Here is a 23,956-nt window from a genome sequence, read left to right as displayed (position 1 = left end):
TAGACCGGCGCACCCGCCCCACACATCCCCGGAACCGCCAGACCTCCCACCCCGACCCAGCCCCGACCCCGCCTGTTGATCACGAGGCTCGCGTCCCCGGGCCTGGACCCCGACCAGGACGTTCCTGGTCGACACGCGGGTAGGGGTCGCCGGTCCGGGGGTGCAGGGGCCGGTGAGAGTCAGCCGGCGACGAGGCGGACGCGCAGGGCGTCGGCGGCGACCCGCTCGCTGCGCTGCTCGGTCGCGTACGCCAGCCGGACCGCCTCCTCGGCACTGGCCAGCGCCTCGACCGGCCGGCCACAGGCAGCCAGCGCCTCGGCCAGCACACTCGCCCCGATCACCTGGCTGCGGACGTCCTCGGCGGGAGCGGCCACCGCGCGTCGCGCCCAGTCCAACGCCTGCTCCCGCTGGCCGTGGGCGAGCAGCGCGGAAGCGTACCGGGCCATCGTCTGGCGGCGGGAGAAGAGCAACGTCGGGGTGCTCGCGGCGGTCGTCGCGACCGGCGCGAGCAGCCCCACCGCGGTGGCCGAGTCCCCGGCCGCAAGCCGGGCGGTGGCCAGCAGCACCCGGGGCGCGGCCTGCGCCGGCGCCTGCGGGTTGTGCGGCTCGACGGCGGTCAGCACCGCCCGGGCGTCCCGCTCGGCGGTCTCGCAGTCGCCCATGTCCAGCGCCACGAAGCCGCGCAGTGTGCCGGCCATCCCGGTCAGCAGCGGGTGCGAGGTGCGCCCGGCGAACGCCAGGGCGTCGGTGAGCAGGTCTGCGGCGTGCTCCGGCTCGCCCAGCCCGCGTGCCACGGCCCCCCGGACCACCAGCGCGAACCCGCGCCCCCAGTCGTCGGAGACCTCGGCGAAGTCCCGGTACGCGCGACGGGCCTCCCGGTCCGCCTCGGCGACCTCGCCCAACTCCGCCCCGGCGAACGCCTCGACCGCGCGCAAGGTGCCGACCGCCCACGCCTCACCGACCCGTTCACCGAAGGGCAGGAAGACCCGCGCCAGTCGGCGGGCCTCCCGCAGCCGGCCGGCGAGCAGCCTTGCGAACGCGGTGGTGCCCCGCAACCAGGCCCGCCCGTACGGGTCCTTCAGCTGGGCGAAGAGCCGGGCGGCCCGGCCGAGCACCGCGTCGGTGCCGGCGAAATCGCCCCGGGTGGTGGTGACCCAGGCCAGGTTCTGCAACGACCACGCCTGCCCGCGCGGGTCCTGAGCGGCGAGGCTGACCTGGTACGACGCGGCGAGCCGGCTGCTGGCCTGACCGAGCCGGCCGGCGATGAAGTCGGCCATGCCGAGCCGCCGCATCGCCGAGGCGCGCAGGGTGGGCAGGCCGCCGGCGGTGGCCACCTGCAACGCCTCCTGCCAGCAGGACACCGCCCGGCCCTGATCGCCGAGGGTCTGGTGCGCCTGCCCGGCGAGCAGCAGTGCGCTGGTCCGCACGGCCGCCTCGTCACCGGCGTTGGCCGCGATCTTCTCGGCGGAGGCGAGCGCGTCGGTCGCCCGTCCGACCTGGAGCAACGCCCGGGCGTGCACCACCCGGTCGGCGGCGGGCGCCCCGTCGGGGGCCAGCTCGGCGGCGCGTTCGGCGTACTCGACCGCGAGGGCCGGCTCCCCGGCGTGCAGCGACCGGCGCGCGGACCGGCCCAGCGCGGCCACGCCCAGCGGGGTGACCGTCCGGGCCGGCGCGTCCGGGCGCAGCTTGACCGCGTCGGCGAGCGCGGCGGCCCGTTCCACGTGCTCGGCGACGAAGTCGTCCCGGGCCGGGTCGGTGAAGCCACCGGGCGCGGAGCCGGTGCCGCCGGGCACGGCCCAGCGGGCCAGGGCGGCGTGCCGCTCGGCCAGCTCGGCCTTGCTGACCCCCGCGTACGCGGCCTCCCGCATCAGCGGGGTGGCGAAGGCGTAGCCGCTGCGGGTGCGGTGCAGCATCCGCCGCTGCAGCAGCTCCTCGACAGCCCGCTCCAGCTCGACGGCGGCCACCGCGGCGGGCCGGCCGTCCCGCCCGGCGCGCTGCTCACGCAGCGCCTCCAGCGCCCCCTCGGGGACGGTGTCACCGACCACGGCGGCGTCGCGCAGCACCGAGCGGGCGTCCTGCGGCAGCGCGTCGATCCGGGCCGCGAGCACGGCCGCCAGGTCCCGGGAGAGCAGCCGGCTGCCCAGCGAGCCGGGGGCCAGCCGCCAGCCGCCGGGACCGCTGCGACGCTCGGCGACCGCGGTGAGCGCGCCGCGCTCCATCAGCAGGGTGACCAGTTCGGCGAGGTAGAACGGATTGCCCTGGGCGGTGGCGAGGAGCCGGTCCGCGTCGGCCTGCGGCAGTTTCCCGCCCCCGAGGTAGCTGGTGAGCAGCCGGGCCGCGTCGGCGCCGCGCAGCGCGGGCAGCACGTGCACCTCGGCGTCCGCGACCCGGGTCAGCGCCCCGGCGGTACGGACCAGCTCCGGGCGGCCCAGCAGCAGCACCAGCACCGGGCCGCTGAGCCGGGAGAGGGTCAGCCCGAGTGCGCTGATCGTCTCGGCCGTCGCGTCGTGCAGGTCGTCCACCACCATCACCAGCGGCGCCTCGCTGGCCAGGGCGCTGAGCAGGCCGGCGACGGCGTTCGGCACCGCCTCGGCGTCGGCGGGCGCGGCGGTGCCGCTCCACTCCCCGTTGTCGGTGGCGGTGCCGTGCCCGCCGGGCAGTTCCGCGTACCCGAGCAGGGCCAGCAACTGGTCGGTGGCGAGCGGGCTGCCGCCACGCTGCCCGAGCCGCTGACCGAGCCGGCGCAGCCGCTCCTCCACTGCCGGGCGGGTGAGCGCGGTGGAGATGTCGTTGGGCAGGCCGACCGCGGCCCGGACCAGATCGGCGAGGGGGGCGAGCCGGCGCCGTTCGCCGAAGGCGGCGCAGCGTACGGAGAGCACCCGGGCGCCGGTGTGCGCGGCGTACCGGCCGGCACCCACGTCGTAGCCGGCGGCGAGGCGTTCCACCTCGGCGGCGAAGCGGGACTTGCCGATCCCCGCCTCGGCGGTCATCAGCAGCACCCGGGGTTCGCCGCGGTCGATCACCTCGGCGAGCCGGCCGGCGACCCGACCGATCTCGGTCTCCCGGCCCACGAAGGGCGCCTCGTCACCGAGGCCGGAGCGGGTGCCCGGGGCGTCCAGGAGGCCGAGCAGCTCGTACGCCTCGACCGGCTCCCGCTTGCCCTTGAGCCGCAGCGGGCGCAACGCCCGCCAGGACGCCACATGCCGGGTGGCGGCGGAGGTGCGTCCGCCGGCGTAGACCGCGCCGACGGCGGCGGCGTCGGCGAGCCGGGCGGCGGTGTTCACCGTGTCGCCGATGACCGTGTACTCGATGGCGGCCTGGATGCCGGCGATGACGTCGCCGGTGTTGAGCCCGACCCGCAGGCCAAGCGGCGCGCCGCCGCCCCGCTCGTCGTCGAGCACCCGGCGGACCGCCCGCTGCATGGAGAGCGCGGCACGCACGGCCCGCTCCGCGTCGTCCTCGTGCGCGACGGGCGCGCCGAAGACCGCCATGATGCCGTCACCGGTGAGCTTGTCGACGTGCCCGCCGAACGTCTTGACCGCGCCCGCGAGGGCGGCGAGCACCCGGTCGGTGACCGCGCCGACCCGCTCCGGGTCGAGATCCTCCGACCAGGAGGTGAAGTCGGAGAGGTCGCCGAAGAGCACGGTGACCACCCGCCGTTCGGCGGTCGGCAGGGCGGCGGCGGCCGGCAGGGCCGCCCCGCAGTTGTGGCAGAACCGCGCCCCGGGGACGGCGAGTGTGCCGCAGACCGGGCAGGTCACGGCTGTTCCGTCCCGCCCACCCCGAGGTATTCGAGCTGCGCGCGGACGGACCATTCGGCGGCCCACCACAGCGAGCGGTCGACGTCGGCGTACACCCTGGCGACCACCTCGGGCGCGGTGGTGGCACCCGCGTCGACCGCGGCGCGGACCTGGTCGAGCCGGGCGCGGCGGTGGGCCAGGTAGAACTGCGCGGCTGCGCCGCAGTCGGCCAGCGCCGGGCCGTGCCCGGGCAGCGCCGGGATCCCCCGGTACGCGGACAGCAGTTCCAGGCTGGCGAGGTAGTCGCCGAGATGCCCGTCGGGGTGGGCGACGACGGTGGTGCCCCGGCCGAGGATGGTGTCACCGGTGAGGACCACCCGCTCGTCGCCGCGCTGGGCGAGGAAGCAGACGGAGTCGGCGGTGTGCCCCGGGGTGGGCACGAGCCGGATGGTGAAGCCTTCGGCCTCCAGCGGGGCGTCCGGGGTCAGCGGCGTACCGCCGATGGTGTGCGCGGGGTCGGCGGCCCGGACGGCCGCGCGGTCGAGCCGGTCGGCCAGCGGCGCGGAGCCCTCGGTGTGGTCCGGGTGCCCGTGGGTGATCAGCACCGACCCGACCGGCGCGTGCGCGGCGATCCGGTCGAGGTGGTCGTCGTGCGCCGGGCCGGGGTCGATCACCACGGCCGGCGCTCCGGGGGCGGCCCGCAGCACCCAGGTGTTGGTGCCGTCGAGGGTCATCGGCCCCGGGTTGGGTGCCCGCAACAGCGTCACCCAGTCCGGCAGCGCGTCGGCGAGCGCCGCCGCCGGCACGGTCAGATGCCCGGTCATGGCTGCGATCGTACGACCCTGCCCGCCACTCCCCGCGATCTTGCAGTTTCGGCCTCAGGTTTGTCAGCCTTCACGGCTTTCGTCCCGGCCGGAAGTGCAAGATCGCGGGGCAGGGAGGCGGGTCAGGCGATCTCGACGATGACCTCGACCTCGACGGGGGCGTCGAGGGGGAGTTCGGCGACGCCGACCGCGGAGCGGGCGTGTCGGCCGGCCTCGCCGAAGACCGCGCCGAAGAGGTCGGAGGCGCCGTTGATGACGCCGGGCTGGCCGGTGAACCCGGGCGCGCTCGCCACGAAACCGGTCAGCTTGACGATCTTGACGATGTTCTCCAGGCCGACCAGCGCGTCGATCGCCGCCAGGGCGTTCAACGCGCACCGTTCGGCGAGATCCTTGGCCTGCTCGGCGGAGACCCCGCCGCCGACCTTGCCGGTGGCGAGCAGCTTGCCCTCGGCCATCGGCAGCTGGCCGGAGACGTAGACGTGCTGGCCGGACTGCACCGCCGGGACGTAGCTGGCCACCGGCGGCACGACCTCGGGCAGGGTCAGGCCGAGCTCCGCGAGCTTCGCGTGCGGTCCGTTGCTCACAACGCGCCATCCTTCGTTCGCGACTGCGGGGCTCGCAGGCCCGGCTCACTCCTCGCGCTCACAACGCGCCATCCTTCGTTCGCGACTGCGGGGCTCGCAGGCCCGGCTCACTCCTCGCGCTCACGGCGCTCAGCCCTTCGGGCGCTTCAGGTAGGCGACGAGCTGCTCCGGGTTCGGGCCGGGGACCACGGAGACGAGCTCCCAGCCGTCCTCGCCCCAGTTGTCGAGGATCTGCTTGGTCGCGTGGACCAGCAGCGGGACCGTGGCGTATTCCCACTTCTGCATCGGTGGAGGGCTCCCTTGCCTGGCGTGGACGTGTTACCAGGCACAGCCTACGGTCCGGACGAGGGCGGGGGTGCGGGACGCTGCTCGGGCGCGACCGGCGCCTCGCCGCAGGGGCCCTCGTGGTCGTACGGCTGGGGGCAGCGGGACCGGTCCGGCAGCGGCAGGTCACAGAAGACCCGGTGCCGGTTGTTCTGGTCGTCGGCGGTGGAGACGGTCATCTCTCCGGCGTCCAGCTCGGCCAGGAAACCGAGCGAGGTCGCCACCGTGTCGGCCAGGGCGGTCGCCGTGGCGAGATCGGCGACCCGGATCGGCAGGTGGATGACGTAGCCGGGCTCCTCCTCGTCCCGGCCGCGGCCGCGGGAGCGGTTCACCATGCGCAGCACCTCGTTGGGCCCGACGGACCGCCGGTACGACCGCTCGTTGATCGGCAGCCCGCCGTTCGACCCGTCCGCGTCGCCCCGGGCGCCGACCCGCCCGGCCCCGCCACCGGGCGGGAACTGGGCTCGAGCGATGTTGTCCGCGTCGCGCATGCACTGCCTCCGGGCCTCGTACGTAATCTGACCGCCGTCCGGACCGGACCCGCTGTCCGACCCGCTCCTCCGCGCCGGCACGAAGGTAGGACCGGTCGGCGGAAGCCACAACGGGACGCGCACACCCGATCACGCTTAGTCACATATGCGACACACCGCCGGTCCGGAAGGTGACCGCGCCGAACCGCACCTCGTGAGCAGTTGGTCACAAATCATCCATTGACCGCTACCCTTCTGCCTCGGACGGGCGATCAGGGGTCGCCCGCCGTGCCCGAACCCGCGTCCGCGCCAGGGGCGGCGAGGACGCCCATCCCCGGGGGACCACATGACCCAACCGCCGGCCGACGGTCCGACCGGATCGTCCAGCTCCCCGCCTCCCGGCCCGGTCTCGGCGGGCGCGTCGTCGCCGGGGGCCGTGACACCTCCACCGGCGTACCCGGCCTACCGGTCCCCGGCGGGCGAGCGCAAGCGCGGCATGCTCGTCGCCACGCTCACCCTCGTCGGAGCGATCCTGCTCTGTGGCGGCGGTGGCACGGCCGCCTTCCTGGCGCTGCGGGACACCGAGGAGGGTGCGGGCGCGAAGGAGCCGGCGGTGGCGGTGGACGACTTCCTCAGCGCCGTCTACCGGGAGCGGGACGCGAGGAAGGCGGCCGACCTCGTCTGTGCGGCGTCGCGGGACCCGGAGAAGATCGCCGCCAAGGTCGCCGAGGTGGACAGGTACGCCGCCGAGTACGCCAACCCGCGCTTCCGGTGGGCCACCCCGACGGTGGACAGCCAGAACGGCGACCGCGCCACGGTCAGCGCGAAGGTCACCATGACCACCGCCGACGAGAAGATCGCCGAGCAGGCGTTGCGCTTCACCGTCGTACGGAAGACGGGTTGGCGGGTCTGCGAGGTCGCCTGACGCCGCCGGGTGGATAGGCTCGACGGGTGCGAGCTGCTGACCCCCCGACCGAACCGGCCGGCACCGGATGGCCGTCCCGCCTGCACGTGGTCACCGGCAAAGGCGGCACGGGCAAGACGAGCGTGGCGGCGGCCCTGGCGCTGGCCCTGGCCGCCGGCGGGCGACGCACCCTGCTCGTCGAGGTGGAGGGGCGGCAGGGCATCGCGCAGCTCTTCGGCACCGATCCGCTGCCGTACGAGGAACGCCACCTGACCGACGCCCCCGGCGGCGGTGAGGTGCGCGCCCTGGCGGTGGACGCCGAGGAGGCGCTGCTGGAGTACCTCGACATGTTCTACAAGCTCGGGGCGGCCGGGCGGGCGCTGCGCAAGCTCGGGGCGATCGACTTCGCCACCACCATCGCCCCCGGGCTGCGCGACGTGCTGCTCACCGGCAAGGTGAAGGAGGCGACCACCCGCACCAGCGGCCAGCGCCGCACGTACGACGCGGTGGTGCTGGACGCGCCGCCGACCGGGCGGATCGGCCGGTTCCTCAACGTCACCGCGGAGACCGCCCGGCTGGCGAAGGTCGGCCCGATCAAGACCCAGAGCGAAGGGGTCGCCGCACTGCTGCGCTCCCCGATGACCGCGGTGCACGTGGTGACCCTGCTGGAGGAGATGCCGGTCCAGGAGACGGTCGACGCGATCGCCGAGCTGACCCAGCTCGGGTTCGGAGTGGGACGGGTGATCGTCAACGGCACCCGACCGCCGGTGCCGGCGGGACGTGAGGTGACCCAGGCGGAGCTGAAGCGAGGGCTGCTCGCCGCCGGGCTGCCCGCCGACCGGGCAACCGTCGCCGGGCTGGCCGAGGAGGCGCGGGACCAGCAGGTCCGCCGGGAACTGGAGGACTCGCTCCGGGCCGACCTGGTGGAGCTGGGGCTGCCCATGACCGAGCTGCCGCTGCTGCCCGACGGGGTGGACCGGGCCGGGCTGGAGACGCTGGCCGAACTGCTCGGCCGGGCCGATTGACTCACACCTGACGTCGGCTCGGGCGCACGGACGGCGGCGGCCCGATACGCTCGATTGGTGCCTTCCGAAGACGCGGCGCCGCGGCTGGACGTCGACCAGATCCTCGCCGACCCCGGCGTACGGATCGTCGTGTGCTGTGGGGCCGGCGGGGTGGGTAAGACCACCACGGCGGCGGCGCTCGCGCTGCGGGCGGCCGAGCAGCACGGCCGGCGCACGGTGGTGCTCACCATCGACCCGGCCCGCCGGCTGGCCCAGTCGCTCGGCCTGACCGAGCTGGACAACACCCCGCGCCGGGTCAAGGGGATCGACGTCGAGGCCAGCGGCGGCGAGCTGCACGCCATGATGCTGGACATGAAGCGCACCTTCGACGACGTGGTGCTCCAGCACACCGATCCCGCGAAGGCGGCGGAGATCTTCGCCAACCCGTTCTACCAGGCCATGAGTTCGACCTTCGCCGGCACACAGGAGTACATGGCGATGGAGAAGCTGGGCCAGCTGCACGCCCGCGGCGAGTGGGACCTGATCGTGGTGGACACCCCGCCGTCCCGCTCCGCGCTGGACTTCCTGGACGCCCCGGCCCGGCTCTCCCGTTTCCTCGACGGTCGGATGCTGCGGCTGCTGCTCGCGCCGGCGCGCACCGGCGGGCGGAGCATGTTCAGCTTCGTGACCGCCAGCTTCGGGATGTTCTCGAAGGTGGTGCAGAAGGTGCTCGGCGCCCAACTGCTCACCGACCTGTCCGGCTTCGTCGCCGCGCTGGACTCGATGTTCGGCGGCTTCCGGCAGCGCGCCGAGCAGACTTACCGCATCCTGCAGGCCCGGGAGACGGCTTTCCTGCTGGTCGCGGCACCGGAGTCGGACGCGGTCCGGGAGGCGGCCTACTTCGCCGGACGGCTGCACGAGGAACGGATGCCGCTGGCCGGGCTGGTGCTCAACCGGGTTCACCGGCCGGTGGTGCGGCTGGACGCGGCCGAGAGCCTGGCCGCAGCGGACCGGCTGGTGGAGCTGGGCGGTCACGCGGCCACCGTCGACGTGCTGCGGGCACACGCCGCGCTGGCCCGGCAGGCGGTACGCGAGCAGCAGGTGGCGGCCCGGTTCACCGAGGCGTTCCCGACGGTGCCGGCGGTGTCGGTGACGGCGCAGCCCGCCGACGTGCACGACGTCGACGGGCTGCGGACGATCGGCGCGGCGATCAGCCGGCCGTGACCGGCGTCAGCCGGCGGTGACCAGGACCTTGTCCTTGCCGGCCTTGTCCTTGGCGTTCTTCTTCATCGCGGCCTCGAACATCTTGCGCCAGCTCGTCACCTGCGGGTGACGGCGCAGCAACGCCCGGCGTTCGCGTTCGGTCATGCCACCCCACACCCCGAACTCGATCCGGTTGTCGAGCGCGTCGGCCAGGCACTCGTACCGAACTGGGCAGCTCCGGCAGATCCTCTTCGCCACGTTCTGTTCGGCGCCCTGTACGAACAACGCGTCCGGGTCCCCGTTCTGACATGCCGCCAGTGACGGCCAGTCAGTGATCATGCCCATCTGTACACGTCCCCCCTTGCAGTACCTACCGACCTCGTGCGACCAGCCGTCGATTCCCCCGGTCGTCCGGCCCGTTCCTTCCCCAAGGAGGCACGGACGACGTGTGGCCGTTGTCGCCGCCACCCATCATGCTCTGTAGTCGCCTGATTACGCAACGTTGTCGGCGAAATCCATCATTCCTGACACTCCCGGCTTCCCGGGCCTTCGCTCGCCGCATACCCGGCCCGAGTACGTGAAAACGCTGCGCCGCTCCACCGATCGGGTGGAGACTCGACGCCGGTCACACGCAACCACACACCGGGGGTCGTGCGTTTAGCACAACGAGGGTCGCGCGCGCAGGAAATGGGGAAAGAACGCCCCAGCGACCCTCCTTCCCTGCTCGCGTACCCTGTCGAGGTGACCTGGATGCGGAAACGTGACCACAATGTCTTCACCAACGCCGCATCGCTGCTGATCTGTGGCCTGCTGGCCGGCGTGGTGGTCGCGGCGGCGGCCTTCCCCGCGGTGGCGATGTCCGGACTGGCCGCGAAGGCCGGCGCCGAGACCTTCGGCGCACTGCCGAATGAACTGATCGTGGCCCGCGCGCCACAGATCAGCTACATGCTCGCCTCGGACGGCAAGACACCGCTGGCGACCATGTACGACGAGAACCGTCGCGACGTGAAGCTGGAAGACATCGCCCCGGTCATGCGGGACGCCATCATCGCCGCCGAGGACCACGACTTCTACAAGCACAACGGGGTCGACCTCAACGGCGTGGCCCGGGCCTTCGTCAACAACCAGTCCGGCACCAACTCGCAGCAGGGCGCCTCGACCCTGACCATGCAGTACGTCCGGCTGGCCATCGCCTACTCGGCGACCCACCCCGCCGACGTGGTCGCCGCGACCGAGGACACCAGCGCCCGCAAGTTGCGCGAGATGCGGTACGCCATCCAGATCGACAAGGAGTTCCCGAAGGACGAGATCCTGCGGCGCTACCTGAACATCGCCTCCTTCGGCAACGGGGCGTACGGCATCTACGCGGCCAGCCAGGTCTACTTCGGCAAGCCGCCGAGCAAGCTGAAGCTGGAGGAGGCGGCGCTGCTGGCCGGCATGGTCAAGGCGCCGACCACCAACGACCCGACCACCCGCAGCGGGTACCCGCTCGCGCTCGACCGGCGCAACTACGTCATCGAGAACATGGCCAAGATCGGCAAGATCAGCCGACAGGAGGCGGACGCCGCCAAGGCCGCCAAGCTCGTGGTGAAGGACAAGCGCACGCCGAACGGCTGCGTCTCCACCAACGAGAAGGGCTGGGGCTTCTTCTGCGACTACTTCTACCGCTGGTGGCTGCAGCAGGAGACCTTCGGCTCGACCTCGTACGACCGCGAACGGCGGCTGAAGAGCGGCGGCTACACCGTCGTCACCACCCTCGACGTGCAGGCGCAGCGCGGCGCGGACAAGGCGGTCCGCAAGGCGAAGAAGGAGACCGCCAAGGAGGCCGCCATGGTGGCCGTGGTGGAACCGGGCACCGGCCGGGTCCGGGCGCTCGCGGTCAACCGCCAGTTCAAGCTCGACGACCCGAAGAACCCCAAGAACAAGATCAACAGCGACCCGGCCAAGGCCAAGAAGAAGATCCGGGGCAACTACCCGGCCACGGTGAACCCGCTGCTCACCGGCGGCCAGGGCATCACCGGCTACCAGGCCGGCTCGACCTTCAAGATCTTCACCATCGTGGCCGCCCTGGAGAAGGGCATCCCGCTCAGCTACACCATCAACGCGCAGCAGACGTTCAAGTCGGAATACATCATCAGCCGGAGTTCGCCGGCCGCCTGCCCCGGCACGCACTTCTACTGCCCGAAGAACGCCGGCGGCAAGGCCGGTGGCGTGCAGACCATGTGGAGCGCCTTCGCCCAGTCGACCAACACCTACTTCGTCCCGCTCCAGCAGCAGGTCGGGGCGGAGAACGTCGTCGACGTGGCGCGACGGCTCGGCATCCAGTTCCGGGCCAGCAACGACGCCAGGTTCGCCGGCACCAAGGAGAGCGCCCACCAGTGGGGCGCGTTCACCCTGGGCGTCTCGCAGACCACCCCGCTGGAGCTGGCCAACGCGTACGCCACCCTCGCCGCCGACGGCAAGTACTGCGAGCCGATCCCGGTGCAGGAGATCCGGGACCCGGAGGGCAACAAGCTCGACATCGCCAACCCGCGCTGCGAGAAGCGGCTGAGCACCGAGGTGGCCCGGGCCGCCGTGGACGCCGCCCGCTGCCCGGTCGGCGACAACTCCTCCACCAGCAAGTGCGGCGGCAGCCGTACCGCCGCCCACGTGAAGCAGGTCGTCAAGGCGCCGGTGGCCGGCAAGTCCGGCACCACCGACTCCGAGAAGACCGCCGCCCTGGTCGCGATGACCAAGCAGTACGCGGTCGCCGGCATCATGGCCGACCCGGACTGGCCGCAGACCAACGTCAAGATGAAGCACAACCGGCCCGACGGCATCAACCCGCCGGTCTACGAGACGCTGCGCGACGCCATGAAGGGCAAGGAACGGATCAACTTCGAGCCACCCGGCAAGAAGATCTCCGAAGGTGACCAGCGCTCCATCCCGAGCGTCACCTGCCAGGACGTGAACACGGCGAAGAGCCGGCTCAAGGGTGCCGGCTTCGAGGCGGTCGTGTCCGACGTCAAGGTCACGTCGAACTGCCCGCCCGGCACCGCCGCCGGCACCAGCCCCGACGGCCGGACGATCAAGGGTGGTGTGGTCACCATCCAGATCAGCGGCGGTGGCGGCTCCACGCCGGGCGGGCCCACCGCCGGCCCCGGCGGCACCACGCCGACGAGCCCCACCCGACCGAGCCGGCCCCCGGGCCGCGGCTGACACACCCGCACAGCAGGACGGGCGGGCACCCTCAGGGGTGCCCGCCCGTTTCGTGTACCTCTGAAGGTCAGAGACCGAGCTGCCGGCGTACCTCGGCGGCGACCCGGCCCCCCTCGGCCCGGCCGGCCACCGCGGCCTGGGCCGCCTTCATCGCCGGGCCCATCTGCGCCTTGCCGGTGAACCCGCCCGCAGCGAGCGCCCCCGAGACCAGCTCGGCCAGTTCGGAGTCGGAGAGCTGCTTCGGCAGGTAGCGCTCCAGCACATCGCCCTCGGCGGTCTCCTTGGCGGCCTGCTCGGCGCGACCCGCGTCGGAGAAGGCAGTGGCGGCCTCGCGCCGCTTCTTCGCCTCCTTGGTCAGCACCGCGAGCACCTCGTCGTCGGTGAGCTCGCGCTTGGCCTTGCCCGAGACCTCGGCGGTGCCGACGGCGGCGAGCGCCATCCGCAGCGTGGAGGTGGTCAGCTCGTCGCGCGCCTTCAGGGCGGCGCGCATGTCGGCGGTGAGGCGGTCCTTCAGCGTGCTCATGGTCGGTCAAACTACCCTGAACGCCATGCGAAAGCGCACACTATTCCGGCTCGCCGCCGGGACCATCGCCGCCGGAGCGGCCACCCTGGCGTACGCGTCGCTCATCGAGCGCAACATGTTCACCCTGCGCCGGTACGACGTGCCGGTGCTGCCGACCGATGCGGAACCGCTGCGCGTGCTGCACCTGTCGGACCTGCACATGATGCCGGACCAGCAGCGCAAGCAGCAGTGGGTGGCGTCACTCGCCGCCCTCGACCCGGACCTGGTGGTGGTGACCGGGGACAACATGGCCCACCCCGCCGCCGTCCCGGGCGTGCTGCGGGCGCTGCAACCGCTGCTCGACCTGCCCGGTGCCTTCGTCTTCGGCTCGAACGACTACACCGGCCCGGTCCTGAAGAACCCGTTCAGCTACTTCCTGCCCGACCGCGAGTACGCCGAAGGCGTCGAGCTGCCCTACGAGGAGCTGCGCGACGTCTTCGTCGGGGCCGGCTGGGTGGACCTCAACAACGCCCGTACGACGCTCAAGGCCGGTGGTCGGCTGGTGGAGCTCGTCGGGGTGGACGACCCGCACATCGAGCGGGACGACTACCCGTCCGTCGCCGGCCCCGTCTCCTCCTCGGCCGACCTCTCCATCGCGATCGCCCACTCCCCCGAGCCGGCGGTGCTCGACCAGATGGCCGCCGACGGCTTCGGCCTGCTGCTGGCCGGGCACACCCACGGCGGCCAGGTCTGCGTACCCGGCTACGGCGCCCTGGTGACGAACTGCGGGCTGCCCCGCTCGATGGCCAAGGGCCTGCACCGCTGGCCCGGCTCCGACTCCTGGCTGCACGTCTCCGCCGGCCTGGGCACCCACCCCACCGCCCCGGTGCGATTCGCCTGCCCGCCGGAGGCGAGCGTGCTCACCCTCATCCCCCGCTGACCTGCGTGCCCGCCGCCTCCGCCCGGCCGGTACCCCCTGGACGCCCGGCCGACGCGGCGTCCAGGGGGTACCGAGTTTGACCATCGGGCCGGGTGGGCTACTATTTCTCAGCACGCCTCGGGGTGTGGCGCAGCTTGGTAGCGCGCTTCGTTCGGGACGAAGAGGTCGTCGGTTCGAATCCGGCCACCCCGACCGAGGTCAGGGGCCACTCTCCATCGATGAGAGTGGCCCCTGATGCATTCGTACAGCAGTCGAGTACAGCAGCGGCGGTCACCGCAGGCTCTCCCCCAGGCGCTTGAGGGCGTCGCGGGTGGCGTCCGAGGAGGCCTGTGAGTAGATCTCCATCGTCACCGACACCTCGGCGTGCCGAAGCACCTGCATGATGACGCGCGGGTGCACGTCCAGGTCGACGAGCAGGCGAGGGGTCATCGATGCATGAGCGTCGGGGTACCGTCGAAGCGGTGGCTCGCTGGGTCGCGGCCGAATGAGTTCGCCTGGACCCTTAGCCTTGGAGCGACGTTATGGCTTCTTCCGTCGACCTGCGCTTCGGTGTAGCTCTGCGTGAGCTTCGGCAGCAGTGTGGTCTGTCGCTTCGGTCTCTCGGGCAGCTCGCCCATCGGAGTAAGAGCCATCTGCACGAGCTGGAGACAGGGCTCAAGGCTCCAACGGTCGATACGGCGCGCCACTTGGACCGAATTCTCGACGCAGGAGGCGAGCTTGCTCGCTTGGTCGATGCGCCGATCGACCATGCGGCTGAGGCCGGGGAGCTGCGGGCGAGAGTTGCCGCCAGCGATGTCAGCGGGGACGTGGTCGACCGGATTGAGCAAGGCATCGATGACCTCGCCAGTTCCTATCCGACGATGGCTCCGGCTGATCTGCTGCCGCTGGTGCGGCGGCACCTCGCCTATGTCGGGCGGTTGCTGGATGGACGGATCACGCTTGCTCAACGGCGACGGTTGTTGGTTGCTGGCGGCTGGTTGGCGGTGCTGCGGGCCACCGTTCACATCGACCTGCGGCAGCGGCATGCGGCGGCTGCACATTTGCAGGCCGCTCGTGATCTTGCCGAACACGCGGAGCACGCGGAGATTCAGGCATGGTGTCTGGAAACCCGGGCTTGGGACATGTTGACTCAAGGTGACTATCGGAGGGCACTCGATCTTTCCCACCAAGCTCAGCGGGTCGCTCCGAAGGGCAGCTCTGCCCGCATTCAGGCGACTGCTCAGGAGGCTCGTGCGTGGGCGCGGATGGGGGATGTCGGTGCGACCCGGCGAGTGTTGGACCGGGTAGAGCGGCTGACGGCGAATCTGCCCGTTCCTGAGCGAGCCGAGCACCACTACCGCTACGACCCGGCCAAGGCCGCCGCGTACACGGCCACCACTTTGGCATGGGCAGGTGACCCAGGTGCCGAGCAGGTAGCGCGGTCGGTGTTGGCCGACCTGGACCCGGACGGCGACGGGGGAGTGCGGCCCCGCCGGTCCGCATCGGCCCGTCTCGACCTTGGTCTTGCCCTGGTCGCAGCCGGGCAGCCGGACGAGGCGGTTGTTCTCGGGACGCAGGCCGTGGCCTCCGGGCGCGTGGTGCCGTCGAACTGGTGGCGGGCTGCGGAGTTGCTGGCAAAGGTGGAGCAGACGGGGGTGCCGGAGGCGGCGACCTTGCGCGACCTGTGCACCGAGTATGCCCCTGGGCGCCGACCGCCAGCGGACAGCACAGCTGGTTAGCGGACAGTCACCTTCTGGATCGATGACGCGCGTGACGTAACGCTGGTCCTCAGTGCACTCGGGCGCGGAATGGTGCATCACCCGTTGAACCTCCGCGCCCTCGACGCGGAGGGCCGGAATCGTGGCGATGACTGTCGGACTTCTGCGGCGGCTCGTCCATGACTCGGGCACGCGCTCCGGCGAGCACGGCGAATGATCGCCCACAGGCCGGTGCCGCCCCTCTGGAGTTGCGGTGGCTGTGGCGGATCCTGGCCATGCCCCACTCGGCGTCGGGAGCTGCGCGCGGCTGTCGACGGTGCTCCGATGGCCCGGACGCAACGGGTCTCGTACGAGGAGTACCTGGTCGCGGTCGCCCTCACCCTGGCTCGCCGGCACCGGCCGGTGTGGTCCTGGCGGAAGTGGCGACAGGTTTGCCGCTGTGGAGCTGACCTGCCCTGCCATGCCCGGCACCGCATCCCTATCAACCGTGGCCACTGGCCGGGCGAGGAGACGCAGTGAAAGACGACCAGGAACAGGCGATCCTGTCCGTGCACGTGCGAGGGCTCGACGGCTTGTGCGTTGGATGCCGAGCATGGTGGTACCGGCTGGCCCCCTACCCGTGCTGGCAGGTGGAATGGGCGACCAGCCGGCAGGCCCGGACGATCACTGCTCGCTTCCTGGAGGGTGCGCGGTGACCACCCACGGCCCCGTCATGCCGATCTGGAGCTGCGGCGGCTGCGATCTACCGTGGCCTTGCCCCACTCGCAAGCGGGAGCTGCGCGCGGAGTACGTCGACGCTCCCGTCTCGCTGGCCCTCTACCTCAGCAGCTCGCTCGTCCAGGCCACCGAGGACATGCCCTGGACACCGGCCGGCGTACTGCATCACCGCTTCCTCGGCTGGACGCGGGAAGCCGACCAGCCCATGCCAGCAGTACAGCATCGAAGTACAGCAACCGTGCCAGCCAAACCGAGCCGAGCAGCGCCTCGGCAGGCCGTCTGACCTCGCATCAGCCCGCTCCGGCCAGCTCGCCGAGAGCTCGGGACGAAGAGTCGCCGTCTCCGAGACGGCCCGACGGCCCGGCCGCCGACCGGGTGGTCGGCGGCCGGGCCCCGCAGCGGTACGTCAGAGCGGGCGGTTCGGCTCGCTCACCGGGCCACCCGGGTACGTCGTCGTGGTCGGCTCGACCACCTCCGTCGTCCGGTACTCCGACCCGGTGGTGGGCGTCCGGTCCTCGTCGTCGGAACGGTGCCGGACGGCGGCGACTCCGGCGGCGGCTGCACCCGCGACGGCGGCACCGGTGGCGACCGCCGTACCGGAGACACCGGCCTTGCCACTGTCACCCTGCGAGGACGCGGCGTGCGCGACGCCCGGCGTGCCCACCCCGAGCCCCTGGCCGACCGAGCCACGCCAGGCGCCGGTCTCGACGTCCCGGGACTCGATGAAGCTCTTGAACTTCTCCAGGTCGGACTCGGCCTGCTTCTCGACGATGTTCACCTTGTCGCCGGCCTTCTCGACCAGCCCCTCCGGCTCGTACTCCAGGTGCAGCCGGACCATGGTCCGGCCGGTGCCGACGGGCTGGAAGTAGACCGCGCCGGCGTTGGTCGCGCCCTCGGTCGCCGCCCAGGCGACCTTCTGGTCCGGGACCTGCTCCAGGACGGTCGCGTCCCACTCGCGCTTGATCCCGGCGATCTGGGCAACCCAGTGCATGCGCCGGTCGTCGAGCTGGCGCACCTCCTCGACGCCACCCATGAAGCGGGGGAACTCCTCGAACTGGGTCCACTGGTTGTAGGCGGTGCTGACCGGGACATCGACTTCGATCGACTTCTCGACCACGGTGGTCATGACATTCCTCCTCGTTCCGGTCGAACCTCCCTCCAACCGGGAGGGAGCCGTGCTTGTCCACCGGAATCCGTACCCTCGGATTCGCGGCTCAACCGGAAAGCCCGGAGCCGGCACCCGCCCGCTGGTCGCGGGGGACGCCGGCTCCGGGGGTACGTCAGGACAGCGGCGCGATGAAGAAGCCCGCCTGGTCCACGATCAGCTCCGAGGCACCCGGGCCGTTGTGGTACACGCCGATCAGACCGTCGGTGCCCGCCTGGACGACCGCCATGTTCGCGGCCGTCTCACCGGCGACGAAGTTGACGTTCGACGCGGTGGGCGGGGCGGCACCGGTGCGCGGGTACGCGGTGAGGACGCCCGGCGAGGTCGGCCGGGTGACGGTCATGTTGAACACGGCGGCGGTGGGCGTCGCACACGTCGCCGGGCATGCCGTCTGGACGTACACGGGCCGATCAGGTTGTGGTCGGCCGTCGACCCGGCGATCGACCCCGCAGCGACCGAGATCGCGGTGGCCCTGGACGGGGCGTCGCAGGGCTGCGGGTCGTACTCGGGGCCGCCCGCGGTCTGGACGATGTTGTTGTGCAGCCGGACACCCGGCGAGGCCCCGGCCACCCGGATCGCCACGTCGCACTCGTTGACGACGGTGTTGCCGGTGACCACGGTGCCCGGCGCGTCGGTGACGTCGATCCGGGCGTCCTCGAGGGCGTTACCGGTGATCACCGCCCGGGTGACCCCCGGTTCGACCGCCACGCCCGCCGCTTCGCCGAGGGCGCGCAGCCACGTGCGGCTCACCGTGACATCGCTGGACCCGCCGGTCAGCCGCACCAGGGCAGGTGCCTGGAACTGGTTGAAGACCGCCAGGCCGTCCAAGGTGATCCGGGAGGAACGGTCCACCACGACGGTGCTGGCGTTGCTCCAGTTCGCGGCGAAGAAGCCCTGCACGACGACGTCGTGCACACCCACCAGGCGGAAGACGGTGTCGGTGACGGCGAAGCCGTTACCGACCTTGACCTCCCCGTCGGGGCTGTTGACCGCCCGGTAGGTGATCGGCGCGTCCACGGTGCCGGACCGGTCGAACGTGACCGTCTCCGGGTAGTCGCCGGGGTGCACCAGCACCGTCTGCCCCGGCTGCGCCACTGCCGCCGCCGCCCCGATGGTGCAGTACGGCTCAGCCATGGTGCCATCGGCATCCGGCGTGCAGTCCTTCTGGTTGACGTACACCTCGGTGCCGGACGCGGTCGTGGCGGTCGGTGCGGGCGCCGCCGTAGCAGGTGCCACCGATCCCACCAGGCCTGCGGCCCCGAGCAGCGGTACGACAACGAACAGGGACCATGCGGGTCTTCTCATCAACACCCCGTGAGTCGATCGATGACGTGCTGCGGCACCATACCCCCGGTGGACGCGGTCGGGGGTGCCGCCCGGGAGACTCCTCAATCTTCCCCGCCGCCAGCCCCTGACCTGTAAGCACACTGCCGGAGGGTGAGTCAGACCGACCAGGTGACCCGCTCCCACATCACTGTCAGCGGGCGGCGATGAAGTACCCCGACTGGTCGACGATGACGTGGCTGTGACCGCTGCTGTTGTGCTGGACAGCGATCCGGCCCGTCCGGTCAGTCGTGCCGCTCGGTGCGCTCGATCTCGGCGAACGCCGCGCCCAGGTAGCCCTCGACCGGCCGGCCGGTCACGCTGAGCAGATCGGCGACGAGCAGCGGGGCGTGCCGGGCGAGCGCGACCGCGTCGGGCGGGGCGTCGTCCTCGCCCGGGTCATAGACGCCGAGCGCCCCGGCCAGCAGGACCAGCACCACGTGCGGGTCGACGTCCGGCCACCACTGCGCCGCCGCCCGGACGCAGTGTTCCAGCACCTTCCGGACGTCGTCGGAGTCGAGCCCGTCCGGGTGGATTTCCTCCAGCAGCAGCCGTACCACCGAGCCGAGGACCAGCCCGGAGCGCTCCGCCGTGGCCAGCCGCGCGGTCGACAGGTCGTACGCCCCGGTGTCGCGGGCCCGGGCCGCCTCGACGGCCTCGGTCGCGGCGGCGGCGATCTCGCGGGCCGGTGTGGGCAGATGTCGCCAGGTCACGCTCACCGGGCCAGCATGGCAGAGCCGACCGACCGGCCCGCTCCCCGCACCGGCGGCGAGGACCGTCAGCAGCGGAGCGTGCGCTTGCTCACGTCGGCTCCGGCCCGCACTCGCAGCGGCGGCAAATCCTGTCGCGGCCGGTGATCCGGCGGATGGAGGGGCGCAGCCGTACCGGAGCGCTGGCGCTGGTCGGTGGGGTCTTCGCCGCCGCCTGGTTGATCCTCGGCGCGGCCGGCCTGGTGGGCACGGGCAACGCGGTGGTGGCGGCGCTCGGCGTGGTGGCCTGCGCGGCGGTCTTCGGCTTCGGCGAGACCATGCTCTCCCCGGTGATGCCGACGCTGACCAACGCCGCCGACGACCCGGTCGCCGCCCCCACCCCGGCTCACCGACAGCCCGCACCGCGCCGTGATCGTGCTGAATCATGGATGTAGTGGCATCGGCACGAGCTAAGGCCACAACATCCCGGATCGAGCGCGATCTCGACCGCCGGGCCAAGCCGGGCGGGACCGGCCAGGCCAGGCGTGCGGGCAGCGGGAGGGGCAGGCCGGGGCGGGAGGGACAGGAACGGCGACGGGCCCCGGAGCGGCTGCTCCGGGGCCCGTCGTGTCGAGGGCTGCCGTCAGGCGGCGGGGACCTCGGCGGTGGTACGGATCCGGTCCAGGGCCGGCGCGGAGACCGGCGAGGACGCGGTCAGGTACGCCACGAAGGCGTCCAGGTCGATCATGCCGGTGACCTGGTTGGTGCCGCTCTTGAGCGCGGTGAACCCGTCGCCGCCGCCGGCGAGGAAGCTGTTCACCGTGACCCGGTAGGTGCCGGAGTCGGTGACCGTGACGCCGCCCAGGGTCAGGCTGCCCCGGACGACCCGGGTGCCGGCGCACGGGTCGGCGGTGGTGCCGGTGGTGCCGTTCACGTCGACCGTGTAGTTGACCGTCGAGGACGGGTAGAGCGTCCGCCCGACGACGAACTGCTGCTCCAGCACGCAGTAGAGCTGCGCGCCGGTGAGGTCGAGGGTCACCAGGTTGTTGGCGAACGGCTGGACGGTGAACGCCTCCTCGTAGGTGACCGGACCGGCGTCGAGGTCGGCGCGGACACCGCCGGGGTTCATGAACGCGCCGAGCGCGCCCTGCTCGGTGTCGGTGGCGGCGAGCTGCGCGTCGGCGATCACGTTGCCGAGCGGGGACTCGCCCTTGGCCGTACCGAAGAGGGTCTCCTGGATCCGGTTGATCGGCTCGGCCGTGGTGCCGACGACCTTGGTGGCGACCGGGCCGAGGGCCGTCTTGTAGCGGGTGATCAGCTCGGTCTGCGCCGGGTCCTTGGCGACGTCGCGGGTGACCACGACGTTGTTCGCCGAGGCGGTGAGCACGTCACCGGACTTCCGGTCGATCTTCAGGTCGATGTCGGTCACCAGGCGGCCGAACGAGCTGGCGCTGGTGACCAGCTTGCCGTTGATCTCGCAGTTGTACGCCTGGTGGCTGTGCCCGCTGACCACCACGTCGATGGCCGGGTCCATCCGGTTGGCGATGTCGACGATCGGGCCGGTGAAGCCGTTGCAGTCGTTGATGCCGCCGGTCGAGTCCTGCTGACCGCCCTCGTGCAGCAGCACGACGATGCTCTCGACGCCCTGGGCGCGCAGCACGCGGGCCCACTTGTTGGCGGTCTCGGCCTCGTCGGCGAAGGTCAGGCCGGCGACGCCCTCCTGGCTGACGATCTGCGGGGTGCCCTCCAGGGTCATCCCGATGAAGCCGACCTTGACGCCGGCGACCTTCTTGATGCCGTACGGCGGCAGCAGCGGCTGGCCGGTGGCGGTCTTGAAGGCGTTGGCGGAGAGGTACTGGAAGCCGGCCCCCTGGTACGGGGTGCCGTCGGCGCAGCCGTCGACCGGGTGGCAGCCACCGTTCTGGATGCGGAGCAGCTCGTCGGGGCCCTCGTCGAACTCGTGGTTGCCGACGCTGGCGAAGTCCAGCCCGGCCATGGTGAGCGCCTCGATGGTGGGCTCGTCGTGGAACGCGGCGGAGAGCAGCGGGGAGGCGCCGATCAGGTCACCGGCGGCGACCGTGATGGTCCGCTCCCGCTCCTTCTCGGTGGTGCCGCGCAGTGCGGCGAGCTGGGTGGCGAGGTATTCCGCACCACCTGCGGGCTGGCCGGCGATGGTGCCGCTGGAGCCGCCCGGGGGCTCCAGGTTGCCGTGGAAGTCGTTGAGTGCGAGCAGCTTGATGTCGACCGGCTTGGGGCCGGCCTCGGCCTGGTTCGGGTTGACGGCGACCGTGCTCAGCGCGGCCACAGCGAGCGCGGTCAGACCGATGGCGGCCCTACGCATCCCGGGGACGGACATGGAACTCCTCGTGAGGTTCGGCGTTGGACGCTGCGCGGACGATGGTTCGCCCGGCGACCCTGATCCGTGCCGTGACAGGGGTCGACAGCGGATGGCGGCGGTCGGGGGTTCGCCGCTCCGTCGGGGGACAGCCTCTCATCTCCGCCCACCGCCGGTCGACTGGGGAAGTCGAACAGACCTGCGGATACGTCAGGTGGCGACAGTCGGACGTTCGGGCGATTCCGACATGACGGGTAGGTGACGGCGGTCCCGGGGAGCCGTCGGTTTTTTGTCGGCGGCTCCGACCAGGATGAGAGACGACAGCGACGGAGGGATGGAAGATGGCTGGGACGCCCCTGACGGTGGGCACCGCGCGGTCTGCGGACGGCACGACGATCGCGTACGAACGCAGTGGCGACGGGCCGGCGATCGTGCTGGTGGGCGGCGCGTTCAACGACCGCTCCACCACCCGGGAGCTCGCCGCCGCGCTGGCCGCGGACTTCACCGTCCTCGGGTACGACCGGCGCGGCCGGGGCGACAGCGGCGACACCGGCCCGTACGCGGTGGAGCGCGAGATCGAGGACCTGGCGGCGGTGATCGGGGCGGCCGGCGGCACGGCGTACGTCTACGGCCTCTCCTCCGGCGCGATCCTCGCCGCCCTGGCGACCGCCGCCGGCCTGCCGGTGACGGGGCTGGCGCTGTTCGAGCCGCCGTTGCAGGTGGGGGCGCACGCCGGTTCCCGGGTGGCGATCGCACCGAAGCTGGCTGAGCTGGTGGCGGCGGGCCGGCGGGGCGACGCGGTCGAGTGCTTCCTGGTCGAGGCGGTGGGGGTCCCCGCCGACGAGGTGCGCGGGATGCGGGAGCAGCCGATGTGGCCCTGGATGGAGATGCTGGCCCCGACCCTCGTGTACGACGCCACCGTCACCGGGGACGGCAGCCTCCCCGCCGAGCGCCTCGCCGCGATCACCGCGCCGACCGTGGTCGTCGACAGCACGGGCAGCCCGGGCTGGCTGCGCGATGCCGCGCGGGCCGCGGCCGGGGCGGTGCCGGGGGCCCGGCACCTGAGCCTGGCGGGCGGATTCCACGAGGTGCCCGCCGAGCGGCTGGCCCCGGAGCTGCGCCGCGCCCTGCTGGGCTGACTGCGACTCCTCTGCCGGGTGACCGTCCCGGGCGGCGCCGGCTCCGGTGCGAAGAGCCGCCGCCGAGCCCGGGACGGTCGGATGGCGTGCCGGTTCCCGGCCCCTCAGGGAACCGACGGCCATGGCGTGGACCGACAATATCGATGCCGTACGGCAATTGTGGACCTGAAGACCTTCGCCGCAGCAGACAAATCCGTCGGTCCCCGTCCACTGGACCCGTACGGCGGCCCGCTCGACGCGTTCGGCCGAGGGCGAGGTACGTCCGCCTTCCGTCCGTCAACCGATCGGCCAAGCCGATCCGACGGTGCCGACCAGGCGACGTCCGGGCGCTCGGACGGGTACGAGCTGCTGTCCGCTGTCGCGCGCGTCGTCCACCCGGCCCCGTCGCCGGCAACTCTCAGAAACCGCAGGTCAGGCCGGCGGCGTGGCTGACCTGCACGGTGTGGGTCACGCAGCCGCCCGGCTCGACGACGTGCAGCAGGAAGGCGGTCGGCTCGTCGACCCAGCCGATCTCCTCGTCGGGGCTGATGGTCAGCGACGCCTGCCGCCAGGTGCTGGGCGCGACGGTGAGCACGGTGCTGGCGAAGGCGGTGGTGGCCGGGCGGTGCAGGTGACCGGCGGCGACCCGGGCCACATGGGGGTGCCGGCGGATCACCGCGGCGAGGGCGTCACCGTCGGCGAGCCGGATGGCGTCGGCGGCCGGGACGCCGAGGGCGACCGGCGGGTGGTGCAGGAAGACCAGGGCCGGCACGTCCGGTCGCCCCGCGAGCACCCCGTCGAGCCAGCCGAGCTGGTCCTCGCCGAGCCGGCCGCCGCCCTCACCGGGCACCAGCGAGTCCAGCGCGGCGACGGTCAGCTCCGCATGATCGACGTGGTAGTACGCGGAGAAACCGCCGCCCAGGTAGGGCGTGCCGCCGAAGGCGTCCAGCAGCGACTCGCGGTCGTCGTGGTTGCCGGTGACCAGGTGCACCGGCAGCGGGTACCGGCCGAGCACCTCGCGCAGCGCCGCGTACTCGTCGGGACGGCCCTGGTCGACCAGGTCGCCGGAGATCACCACGCAGTCGGGGCGGGGCCGCAGCGCCAGCACCCGGCCGAGCGCCCGGTGCAGGCCGGCGGCGGGAGCGGCGGCGAGCACGCCGGTGGTCAGGTGCGGGTCACTCAGCTGGGCGACGAGCATGACTCCTCCACTGCGACCGGG

21 protein-coding genes, 1 tRNA gene and 2 pseudogenes are annotated in these 23,956 nt (G+C 72.4%); 10 read left to right on the top strand and 14 right to left on the bottom strand.

The genetic code is table 11. The annotated features are described in order from the left end of the window. Positions 1-179: 179 nt before the first annotated feature. From GA0070560_RS15645 to GA0070560_RS15625, 5 genes are all read right to left on the bottom strand, one after another. Positions 180-3,761 carry an adenylate/guanylate cyclase domain-containing protein gene (locus tag GA0070560_RS15645; protein ID WP_091297350.1) on the bottom strand — a complete coding sequence of 1,194 codons (3,582 nt, stop codon included), beginning with the start codon at positions 3,759-3,761 and terminating at the stop codon, positions 180-182. Beyond that, positions 3,758-4,564, bottom strand: coding sequence for an MBL fold metallo-hydrolase (locus GA0070560_RS15640; protein WP_091297342.1), 807 nt, complete (start codon positions 4,562-4,564; stop codon positions 3,758-3,760). The genes GA0070560_RS15645 and GA0070560_RS15640 overlap by 4 nt, the downstream gene beginning before the upstream one ends. A 122-nt stretch (positions 4,565-4,686) precedes the next feature. Further along, positions 4,687-5,148, bottom strand: coding sequence for a RidA family protein (locus GA0070560_RS15635; RefSeq protein ID WP_091297339.1), 462 nt, complete (start codon positions 5,146-5,148; stop codon positions 4,687-4,689). Positions 5,149-5,277: 129 nt separating this feature from the next. Then, positions 5,278-5,433, bottom strand: a complete 156-nt coding sequence (gene sp36 / locus GA0070560_RS15630; protein ID WP_013289021.1) for a Sp36 family protein — start codon at positions 5,431-5,433, stop codon at positions 5,278-5,280. A gap of 47 nt (positions 5,434-5,480) precedes the next feature. Further along, complete coding sequence (locus GA0070560_RS15625) at positions 5,481-5,963, bottom strand: hypothetical protein (protein WP_091297336.1); 483 nt, start codon at positions 5,961-5,963, stop codon at positions 5,481-5,483. A gap of 325 nt (positions 5,964-6,288) precedes the next feature. Here GA0070560_RS15625 and GA0070560_RS15620 point away from each other — a divergent pair, with 325 nt between their 5' ends. Genes GA0070560_RS15620 through bagB form a run of 3 tightly spaced genes read left to right on the top strand, consistent with a single transcriptional unit; the run spans position 6,289 to position 9,074 of the window. Further along, the gene (locus GA0070560_RS15620; RefSeq protein WP_091297333.1) at positions 6,289-6,867 is read left to right on the top strand and encodes an Rv0361 family membrane protein; all 579 of its coding nucleotides are present in this window, start codon (positions 6,289-6,291) and stop codon (positions 6,865-6,867) included. 26 nt (positions 6,868-6,893) lie between these two features. Beyond that, entirely contained in the window at positions 6,894-7,871 is a 978-nt protein-coding gene (bagA, locus tag GA0070560_RS15615) for an ATPase BagA (protein WP_091297330.1), read from the top strand. Between the two features lie 54 nt (positions 7,872-7,925). Beyond that, positions 7,926-9,074, top strand: coding sequence for an ArsA family ATPase (gene bagB / locus GA0070560_RS15610; protein ID WP_170839429.1), 1,149 nt, complete (start codon positions 7,926-7,928; stop codon positions 9,072-9,074). A 6-nt stretch (positions 9,075-9,080) separates the two neighbouring features. Here bagB and GA0070560_RS15605 read toward each other — a convergent pair whose 3' ends face one another. Continuing rightward, positions 9,081-9,398, bottom strand: coding sequence for a WhiB family transcriptional regulator (locus GA0070560_RS15605; RefSeq protein WP_091297322.1), 318 nt, complete (start codon positions 9,396-9,398; stop codon positions 9,081-9,083). 405 nt (positions 9,399-9,803) lie between these two features. Between GA0070560_RS15605 and GA0070560_RS15600 the strand changes: the two genes are divergently transcribed. Beyond that, positions 9,804-12,251, top strand: coding sequence for a penicillin-binding protein (locus GA0070560_RS15600; RefSeq protein ID WP_091297319.1), 2,448 nt, complete (start codon positions 9,804-9,806; stop codon positions 12,249-12,251). Between the two features lie 67 nt (positions 12,252-12,318). Here GA0070560_RS15600 and GA0070560_RS15595 read toward each other — a convergent pair whose 3' ends face one another. Continuing rightward, the gene (locus tag GA0070560_RS15595; protein ID WP_091297316.1) at positions 12,319-12,774 is read right to left on the bottom strand and encodes a GatB/YqeY domain-containing protein; all 456 of its coding nucleotides are present in this window, start codon (positions 12,772-12,774) and stop codon (positions 12,319-12,321) included. A gap of 25 nt (positions 12,775-12,799) precedes the next feature. On the opposite strand from GA0070560_RS15595, the gene GA0070560_RS15590 reads away from it, so the two are divergent. Both GA0070560_RS15590 and GA0070560_RS15585 read left to right on the top strand, forming a co-directional pair. After that, complete coding sequence (locus GA0070560_RS15590) at positions 12,800-13,693, top strand: metallophosphoesterase (protein WP_091297310.1); 894 nt, start codon at positions 12,800-12,802, stop codon at positions 13,691-13,693. Positions 13,694-13,811: 118 nt separating this feature from the next. Continuing rightward, a tRNA-Pro gene (locus tag GA0070560_RS15585) sits at positions 13,812-13,885 on the top strand. 78 nt (positions 13,886-13,963) lie between these two features. On the opposite strand, the pseudogene GA0070560_RS28740 reads toward GA0070560_RS15585, so the two are convergent. After that, positions 13,964-14,110 (bottom strand): annotated as a pseudogene (locus tag GA0070560_RS28740) (site-specific integrase); the annotation flags it as partial. Positions 14,111-14,214: 104 nt separating this feature from the next. On the opposite strand from GA0070560_RS28740, the gene GA0070560_RS15580 reads away from it, so the two are divergent. Both GA0070560_RS15580 and GA0070560_RS29900 read left to right on the top strand, forming a co-directional pair. Then, positions 14,215-15,411: a helix-turn-helix domain-containing protein gene (locus GA0070560_RS15580; protein WP_091297305.1), complete on the top strand. Its 1,197-nt coding sequence runs from the start codon at positions 14,215-14,217 to the stop codon at positions 15,409-15,411. Between the two features lie 670 nt (positions 15,412-16,081). Further along, a complete protein-coding gene (locus GA0070560_RS29900) occupies positions 16,082-16,390 on the top strand; it encodes a hypothetical protein (RefSeq protein WP_091297300.1) in 309 nt (102 codons plus the stop codon). Between the two features lie 396 nt (positions 16,391-16,786). On the opposite strand, the pseudogene GA0070560_RS29485 reads toward GA0070560_RS29900, so the two are convergent. The 4 genes and pseudogenes from GA0070560_RS29485 to GA0070560_RS15545 form a co-directional block, all read right to left on the bottom strand. Further along, positions 16,787-17,233 (bottom strand): annotated as a pseudogene (locus GA0070560_RS29485) (SRPBCC family protein); the annotation flags it as partial. Positions 17,234-17,387: 154 nt separating this feature from the next. Beyond that, positions 17,388-17,615: a hypothetical protein gene (locus tag GA0070560_RS15555; protein ID WP_091297295.1), complete on the bottom strand. Its 228-nt coding sequence runs from the start codon at positions 17,613-17,615 to the stop codon at positions 17,388-17,390. Continuing rightward, positions 17,612-18,508, bottom strand: a complete 897-nt coding sequence (locus tag GA0070560_RS15550) for a right-handed parallel beta-helix repeat-containing protein (protein ID WP_139131500.1) — start codon at positions 18,506-18,508, stop codon at positions 17,612-17,614. Before GA0070560_RS15550 ends, GA0070560_RS15555 begins: the two co-directional genes overlap by 4 nt. Before the next feature lie 332 nt (positions 18,509-18,840). Continuing rightward, on the bottom strand, positions 18,841-19,314 hold the full coding sequence (locus tag GA0070560_RS15545) for a hypothetical protein (RefSeq protein ID WP_170839427.1): 474 nt from the start codon (positions 19,312-19,314) through the stop codon (positions 18,841-18,843). 134 nt (positions 19,315-19,448) lie between these two features. Between GA0070560_RS15545 and GA0070560_RS15540 the strand changes: the two genes are divergently transcribed. Next, positions 19,449-19,739: a hypothetical protein gene (locus tag GA0070560_RS15540; RefSeq protein ID WP_245675539.1), complete on the top strand. Its 291-nt coding sequence runs from the start codon at positions 19,449-19,451 to the stop codon at positions 19,737-19,739. Between the two features lie 188 nt (positions 19,740-19,927). On the opposite strand, the gene GA0070560_RS15535 is transcribed toward GA0070560_RS15540, so the two are convergent. Next, positions 19,928-21,640, bottom strand: a complete 1,713-nt coding sequence (locus GA0070560_RS15535) for a bifunctional metallophosphatase/5'-nucleotidase (protein WP_091297290.1) — start codon at positions 21,638-21,640, stop codon at positions 19,928-19,930. A gap of 320 nt (positions 21,641-21,960) precedes the next feature. On the opposite strand from GA0070560_RS15535, the gene GA0070560_RS15530 reads away from it, so the two are divergent. Next, positions 21,961-22,758 carry an alpha/beta fold hydrolase gene (locus GA0070560_RS15530; RefSeq protein WP_091297288.1) on the top strand — a complete coding sequence of 266 codons (798 nt, stop codon included), beginning with the start codon at positions 21,961-21,963 and terminating at the stop codon, positions 22,756-22,758. Between the two features lie 397 nt (positions 22,759-23,155). Here GA0070560_RS15530 and GA0070560_RS15525 read toward each other — a convergent pair whose 3' ends face one another. Beyond that, complete coding sequence (locus GA0070560_RS15525) at positions 23,156-23,935, bottom strand: phosphodiesterase (RefSeq protein WP_091297285.1); 780 nt, start codon at positions 23,933-23,935, stop codon at positions 23,156-23,158. Between the last annotated feature and the right edge of the window lie 21 nt (positions 23,936-23,956).

The sequence above is a fragment of the Micromonospora halophytica genome (genome assembly GCF_900090245.1).
Lineage (GTDB): Bacteria > Actinomycetota > Actinomycetes > Mycobacteriales > Micromonosporaceae > Micromonospora > Micromonospora halophytica.
Note: the sequence above shows the minus strand (reverse complement) of the source record. Positions and strands in the feature narration are given on the sequence as shown.

Excerpts from the sequence above, each read along its gene's own strand:
- GA0070560_RS15625 (WP_091297336.1), bottom strand. The coding sequence starts at position 5,963 with ATGCGCGACGCGGACAACATCGCTCGAGCCCAGTTCCCGCCCGGTGGC.
- GA0070560_RS15605 (WP_091297322.1), bottom strand. The coding sequence starts at position 9,398 with ATGGGCATGATCACTGACTGGCCGTCACTGGCGGCATGTCAGAACGGG.
- GA0070560_RS15620 (WP_091297333.1), top strand. The coding sequence starts at position 6,289 with ATGACCCAACCGCCGGCCGACGGTCCGACCGGATCGTCCAGCTCCCCG.
- GA0070560_RS15555 (WP_091297295.1), bottom strand. The coding sequence starts at position 17,615 with ATGACCGTCACCCGGCCGACCTCGCCGGGCGTCCTCACCGCGTACCCG.
- GA0070560_RS15595 (WP_091297316.1), bottom strand. The coding sequence starts at position 12,774 with ATGAGCACGCTGAAGGACCGCCTCACCGCCGACATGCGCGCCGCCCTG.
- GA0070560_RS15580 (WP_091297305.1), top strand. The coding sequence starts at position 14,215 with ATGGCTTCTTCCGTCGACCTGCGCTTCGGTGTAGCTCTGCGTGAGCTT.
- GA0070560_RS15535 (WP_091297290.1), bottom strand. The coding sequence starts at position 21,640 with ATGTCCGTCCCCGGGATGCGTAGGGCCGCCATCGGTCTGACCGCGCTC.
- GA0070560_RS15600 (WP_091297319.1), top strand. The coding sequence starts at position 9,804 with ATGCGGAAACGTGACCACAATGTCTTCACCAACGCCGCATCGCTGCTG.
- GA0070560_RS15640 (WP_091297342.1), bottom strand. The coding sequence starts at position 4,564 with ATGACCGGGCATCTGACCGTGCCGGCGGCGGCGCTCGCCGACGCGCTG.
- GA0070560_RS15530 (WP_091297288.1), top strand. The coding sequence starts at position 21,961 with ATGGCTGGGACGCCCCTGACGGTGGGCACCGCGCGGTCTGCGGACGGC.
- sp36 (WP_013289021.1), bottom strand. The coding sequence starts at position 5,433 with ATGCAGAAGTGGGAATACGCCACGGTCCCGCTGCTGGTCCACGCGACC.
- GA0070560_RS15525 (WP_091297285.1), bottom strand. The coding sequence starts at position 23,935 with ATGCTCGTCGCCCAGCTGAGTGACCCGCACCTGACCACCGGCGTGCTC.
- GA0070560_RS15590 (WP_091297310.1), top strand. The coding sequence starts at position 12,800 with ATGCGAAAGCGCACACTATTCCGGCTCGCCGCCGGGACCATCGCCGCC.